Genomic DNA, 6,274 nt, shown 5'->3' with positions numbered 1-6,274 from the left:
ACCATGGGCGCGCTGGCGCAGCTGCACAGGCAGGGCAAGGCCCTCTATGTCGGCATCTCGCAATATCCCGAGAAGCAGACCCGCGAGGCGTACAAAATCCTGAAGGACATGGGCGTCACCTGCCTGATCCATCAGCCGAGCTACTCGATCCTCAACCGCTGGATCGAGGACGACAAGACCATCGAGGCCTGCGGCGAGCTTGGGGTGGGCGTCATCGCCTTCTCGCCGCTGCAGCAGGGGATCCTGTCGGGCAAGTACAACAAGCTGAAGGGCGATCTCGAGGGCACGCGCGCCTCGGAGAACTATTCGCTCAATGCCGGCCGGCTCGAGCCGCGCATTCTCGAGGCGGTGGACAAGCTCGGCGATATCGCCAAGGCGCGGAAGCAGACGATGGTGCAGCTGGCGCTGGCCTGGGTGCTGCGGCGCAAGGAGATGACCTCGGCGCTGATCGGGGTGCGGAACCTCGAGCAGTTGAAGGATTGTCTCGGGGTGCTGGGCAATCTCGAATTGTCGGCCGAGGAGATCAAGGCGATCGACGCGGCGAGCAAGGGCGGGCTGGTGGATAGCCGGCCTGGTCGCTGACGGGACCATCGAGGAAAACCGCACGACCCCCACCTCCACCCCTCCCCTGAAGGGGGAGGGGAGCCTGACTGGTAGATCGATGCAGCGGCTCAATCGCCTCCCTCCCCTTCAAGGGGAGGGATTGAGGGAGGGGGGCCGTCGGCGGTGCGCCGGTGCCCGTGGAAAGGGGACCGCCGGTGAACTACACCCGCTCATCCCGGCAATAATTCAGCAGCACCGCCGTCAGCACCACGTAGAGCGCGTTGTGCAGCGGGAAGCTCAGCATGGTGTCGGGGAGGCCGAGGACCAGGTAGCTGACCGAGAGCAGGCTGCAGCCGTAGAGCCGGGTGCGGTACTGGCTGTCGCGCGGGCTGAAGATGCAGCAGACGGCCGGTAGCACCAGCAGCACCAGGTAGACCACGAGGCCGAAGAGGCCGGCCGCGACGGCGAAGTTCAGCGCGTCGTTGTGGAGGTGCGGGAGCTTGGCGTGCACCAGTTCGTAGACCGCGAGATAGGGGATGATCGAGGTCATCAGCTGCCCCCAGCCGTGGCCGAAGAGCGGGGCATCGAGGAAGGCCGCGGCGCCGGCGCGATAGAGGATGAAGCGGATGGTGGTGCCGAGGTCAGCCGGGTTGTCGCCGCCGGCGAGCCGCCCGAGGATTTCGAACATGGACGATGAGCGGGCGCCGGCGAGATCGGCGAAATAGCCGATGAGCCCGAACCCGGCGAGCACGCCGACGCTGACCAGCGCCGCCAGCACCTTGTGCCGCACCAGGAGCAGCGCCGAGATGAACAGCAGCACCGGAAACGCCACGAGCGCCGCGCGCGAGCCGGAGGCGAAGATCACTGCCAGCGCCATCAATGGGCCGAGCAGGTAGATGAAGCGCTGCCTGCCCGTGGCGGCGGCGGCGCCGATCATGGCGAGAAAGCCGAGCAGCAGCGCGGTGTTGGAGAGCCGTATCGGATCGGTGATGGGCGAGCCGAGCCCGGCCCGCTCCATGCCCTCGACATAGTTGAAGTAGAGCGCGACGCAGAGGCCGGCGGCCGCCCCGAACAGGGCGAAATCGGCGAACTTGCGGCTGTTGCTGGGCATGGCGGCGCGCCGGAACAGCAGCGCCAGCGGCGCATAGAGCAGCATGGCCGAGAAGTTGAGGGTCTGGAGCAGGTCCGACGGCTGCCGGGCGGTGACCACGGCGCTGACGAACAGCAGCATAAAGGCGCCGAGGAAGAGCTTTGCCGGCTGGTCGAAGCTGATCTGCACACTCGCCCGCCGCACCGCGAAATAGGCGAACACCGCGAGCGCGATGACGAGCAGCGCGTAGGTGGTGAGGTAGCCGAGTACGCACGAGCCGCCGATCGCCACCACCAGTACGGCGCGGCGCAGCAACGCCTCGCTGCCCGCGGCCGGACCGAGCGGCGCAAGCGGCAGGGCGGCGACATCCAGCCCCTCCGGCGCCGCCTCGCCGAACGTCCCGCGCTTGCCCTCGACCGCCATTCAGTCTCCTTGGCCTCGATTGTCGCGTGATCGAACCGGAAAGGTCTGCAACTTTTCCAGTTCGTGCCCTTAGGTGCGCAGCACGCCGCCTGTTGCCTTGCCGACTGCCGCGACCACGCTCGCCGCCACCTTCTCGATCTCCTCGTCGGTGAGCGTCTTGTCGGTCGGCTGCAGTGTAACCGCGATTCCGACGGACTTCTTGCCCTCGGGGATGCCCTTGCCTTCGAACACGTCGAACACCGAGACATCGGTGATCAGCGCCTTGTCGGCGTTGCGGGCGGCGCGGAGTAGGGTCGCCGCGGCGACGTCGCGATCGACGAGGAAGGCGAAGTCGCGGCTCAATGGCATCAGGTCACTAAGCTTCAGCGCCGGCTTCGAACGAGTGGGCTTCTTCCGCGGCTCGGGGATGGCGTCGAGATCGAGCTCGAAGGCGGCGACGGCGCCGGTAAGGTCGTATTTTTCAAGTTCGCTCGGGTGGATCTCGCCGAACCAGCCGATGGTGAGCTTGGGGCCGAGCTGGACGCGGCCGCCGCGGCCCGGATGGCTCCAGGGGGCGGGTTCGGCGACGAGCTGCAGCTTGTCGATGTCGTGGCCCATGGCGTCGAGCAACGCCGCGAGATCGGACTTGGCGTCGAATACCGAGACCTTGCCGTTGCCCGATTGCCAGTGGCGCGAGCCGCCCAGCCGGATGCCGGAGGCATAGGTGCGCTGGCCCTCGGGGAGGACCGAGTGGAACACCTGGCCGACTTCGAACAGCTTCAGGTCGTTGAAGCCGCGATTAGTGTTGCGCTGCGCGGCGCCGAGCAGGCCCGGCAGCAGCGAGGGCCGCATGTCGGTGAGCTCGGAGGCGATCGGGTTGGCGAGCTTCAGCTCGGGGCGGCCGCCGCCATAGCGCTCGGCTTCGCCGGCGTGGATGAATGACCATGTGACAGCCTCGTCGAGGCCGCGCGCAGCGAGGGTGCGGCGGGCGAGGCGGCGGCGGTTCTGCAGCGTGGTCAGCATGCGCGGCGCGACATGGTTAAGCCGCGGCAGCGGATCGACCGGCACGTTGTCGACGCCGACCATGCGCATTACTTCCTCGGCGAGGTCGGCCTTCATGGTGACATCGGGGCGCCAGGAGGGGACGGCGACCAGGCGGGTGAGGCCGGTGCCTTCAAGGCGGAAGCCGAGGCGCCCGAGGATGGCTTCGATCTCGGAGGCCGAGGTTTCGAGGCCGGTGAGGCGTTCGACTTCCGACAGCGGGAAATCGATGACGGTGTTGGGGAACACGTCCTCGCCCGAGATGGCGGGCTCCATCGGGGTGCCGCCGCAGATTTCGAGGACGAGGCGGGTAGCGAGTTCGAGGCCGGGCTCGGTCAGCGCCGGATCGACGCCGCGCTCGAGGCGGTAGCGGGCGTCCGACACGATGCCGGTCTTGCGGCCGGTCTGGGCGATGAGATCGGGGTCCCAGCTGGCGCATTCCATGAAGACGTTCACCGTCTCGTCGGTGCAACTCGACGGCACGCCGCCGAGGATGCCGCCGAGGCAGAGCGCGCCGGTGTCGTCGGCGATGACGCACATGGTGGCATCGAGCGTGTGGGTGCGCCCGTCGAGGCCTTCGAGCGTCTCGCCGTCGCGCGCGTTGCGAAGGTGCATGCGCCCGGTGACCTTGTCGGCATCATAGGCATGGAGCGGCCGGCCCCAGCCGAGCGAGACGAGGTTGGTGATGTCGGCGAGCGCATTGATCGGCCTCAGGCCGACGGCGCGCAGCCGCTGCTGCAGCCAATCGGGGGAAGGGCCGTTCTTCACCCCCTTGATGTAGCGGCCGGCGAATTTCTGGATCGCCTTGGGTTCGCCCGGAGCGAAATCCTGCGGCAGGGGCGGGATCGGGCTCGGGCCCTGGGAGGGGACCGGCGACATGTCGGTGGGCTTCAGCGTGCCGGTGCCGAAGGCCGCGAGGTCGCGCGCCACGCCGTAGACGCCGGTGGCGTCGCCGCGATTGGGGGTGATCGAGATATCTATGACCGCGCCGCCGAGCTTGGCGTAGTCGACATAGCTCATGCCGACCGGCGCGTCGTCGGGCAGGCGGATGATGCCGTCATGGTCGTTGCTCAGTTCGAGTTCGGCCGCCGAGCACAGCATGCCGTTGGATGGCGCGCCGCGGATGACGACACCGGCCTTGAGCTCGAAATCCTTGCCGGGGATATAGGTGCCGGGGAAGGCGAAGACCGACTTCATGCCGGTGACGGCATTGGGCGCGCCGCAGACGACGTCGATCAGCGTGCCGGTGCCGGCATCGACCTTGCAGATCTTGAGATGGTCGGAATTGGGATGGTCCCTGGCCTCGGCCACGTAGGCGACGACGAACGGCCGGAGCTTTTCTGCAGGATCGACGATCTCTTCTACCTCGAGCCCGACCATGGTCAGCGCCTTGCCGATCTCCTCGGCCGTCGCTGTGGTTTCGAGGTGCTCCTTGAGCCAGTCGAGGGTGAACTTCATTTGTAGACGCTTTCGGTCGCTTCGATCTTGGGCAGGGACCCGCTGATCTCGAAAAGTTTGCCTAGCACGTTGGCGAAGCCGCGCGCATCGTCGATGGCGCGGTGGGTGTGTTCGATATCGCCGTACCAGTCGGGCGGGACGCGCTGCATGCCCCATTTGAGATACTCGGCGCCGCGCAGCGTGCCGGCCATGGTGTAGAGGCAGACGCCGCCGCCGCGGAAGATCTGTCGCGTCTTGTACGGCCCGCCCAGCACGCGGGTGCCGGCGAAGACAGAGAGGTAGTGGTCCATCCACAACCCGTCGAAGATCATCGGCGCCGCCGCAAAAACGCGGAAGCCAGGGAGCGATTCGACCCAGTCGGCATAGCGCGGCATGACGATTTCGGCCGGTTCCGGATTCTCGGTGGCGTACGCATAGGCCTCGGGCTGCGTCGCCCACCAGGCCATAGTGTTGGAGTCGGGCTGCCGGTCGGGGCGCGGGGCGAGGACGGCCTGGAACTCGTCGAGCACCCTGCCGGTGACGTCGCAGGCCACCGAGGCGAAGCTCAGCATCGAGGATTCGAGCGGGTTGTGCCCGTCGGATTCGATGTCGGTGACGACGAAGGTGGTGATGGGCGGCGCGTCGGTGGGGGGCTGGAGGTTCATCGCGGCAGCTCGGATTGGTAGACGCAATGGCCGGAGGCGACCGTCCCCTCGGAGCTGACCCGCACGAACGGTCGGCCCTCGTCGACGAGGCTGATCCGGAGCATCAGGCCGGACTGCCGGTCCACTGCCGCAAAATCGATCCGCTCCTTGAGCGAACCTGGGTTGAGGATGGTGAAGGTGCCGCTCTCGCCGGTGAAGGTCTCGTCGGTGATGTGGTGCTGGCGATAGGCGCCGGTCTCGATATCGACACGCGTCACCCATGACCCGGCGGCCCGCGCGGCATCGATCGGGATGATCAGCGGGGCGGGCTCGTTCCAGTTGTAGTAGTGGTCGGGCGTGCAGATCGTCTCCTCGGCGAAGGCCGGAGAGGCGAGCAGCATCAGGCCGACGGTAAGTGCGCTGGCACGCATCAGCTGCTCAGCCCCCCGAACAGCGTCGGCAGGTCCAGCGGGCGGAAGCCGTAGTGGTCGAGCCAGCGCTTGTCGGCGTCGAAAAAGGCGCGGAGGTCGTTCATGCCGTATTTGAGCATGGCGATGCGGTCGATCCCCATGCCCCACGCGAAGCCCTGGTAGACATCGGGGTCAAGGCCGCAATTGCGCAGGACATTAGGGTGCACCATGCCGCAGCCCAAAATTTCGAGCCAGTCGCTGCCTTCGCCGATCTTCACCTCGGCGCCCGAGCGATCGCACTGCACGTCGACTTCCATCGACGGCTCGGTGAACGTGAAGAAGCTCGGGCGGAAGCGCAGCGTCACATTGTCCACCTCGAAGAACGCCTTGAGGAATTCCCCGAGCACCCAGCGCAACTGGCCGATATGGCTCGACTTGTCGATGACGAGGCCCTCGACCTGGTGGAACATCGGGGTGTGGGTCTGGTCGCTGTCGTGCCGGTACGTGCGGCCTGGCATCACCACGCGGATCGGCGGGTCGATCGCCGGCGTGAGATAGGGCGCAGCGGGCTTCTCGTTGGTCTTCAGCATGGTGCGGATCTGCACCGGCGAGGTGTGGGTGCGCAGCACGCGCTTGATGCCGTCGGGCGAGGGCGCCATGAAGAAGGTGTCGTGCATCTCGCGCGCCGGATGCCCCTCGGGGAAGTT

6 protein-coding genes are annotated in these 6,274 nt (G+C 67.0%); 1 reads left to right on the top strand and 5 read right to left on the bottom strand.

Annotation, left to right across the window (positions count from 1 at the left end; genetic code table 11):
- On the top strand, window positions 1-582 hold a 582-nt coding region (locus JWQ89_RS18140; RefSeq protein ID WP_299643247.1), incomplete at its 5' end, for an aldo/keto reductase.
- Between the two features lie 181 nt (window positions 583-763).
- Here JWQ89_RS18140 and JWQ89_RS18135 read toward each other — a convergent pair.
- The 5 genes from JWQ89_RS18135 to JWQ89_RS18115 all read right to left on the bottom strand — a co-directional run.
- On the bottom strand, window positions 764-2,056 hold the full coding sequence (locus JWQ89_RS18135) for an O-antigen ligase family protein (RefSeq protein ID WP_299643245.1): 1,293 nt from the start codon (window positions 2,054-2,056) through the stop codon (window positions 764-766).
- 69 nt (window positions 2,057-2,125) lie between these two features.
- Complete coding sequence (pheT, locus tag JWQ89_RS18130) at window positions 2,126-4,534, bottom strand: phenylalanine--tRNA ligase subunit beta (RefSeq protein ID WP_299643243.1); 2,409 nt, start codon at window positions 4,532-4,534, stop codon at window positions 2,126-2,128.
- A complete protein-coding gene (locus JWQ89_RS18125) occupies window positions 4,531-5,178 on the bottom strand; it encodes a 3'-5' exoribonuclease (protein ID WP_299643241.1) in 648 nt (215 codons plus the stop codon). Before JWQ89_RS18125 ends, pheT begins: the two co-directional genes overlap by 4 nt.
- Window positions 5,175-5,588, bottom strand: coding sequence for a hypothetical protein (locus JWQ89_RS18120; protein WP_299643240.1), 414 nt, complete (start codon window positions 5,586-5,588; stop codon window positions 5,175-5,177). The genes JWQ89_RS18125 and JWQ89_RS18120 overlap by 4 nt, the downstream gene beginning before the upstream one ends.
- Window positions 5,588-6,274, bottom strand: a 687-nt coding sequence (locus JWQ89_RS18115) for a phenylalanine--tRNA ligase subunit alpha (RefSeq protein WP_299643238.1), incomplete at its 5' end; no start/stop codon positions are given. The genes JWQ89_RS18120 and JWQ89_RS18115, both read right to left, overlap by 1 nt.

The organism is Devosia sp. (assembly GCF_028290645.1).
Classification (GTDB): domain Bacteria; phylum Pseudomonadota; class Alphaproteobacteria; order Rhizobiales; family Devosiaceae; genus Devosia_A.
The sequence above is the reverse complement of the archived record's forward strand: the minus strand, read 5'-3'. Positions and strand labels throughout refer to the sequence as shown.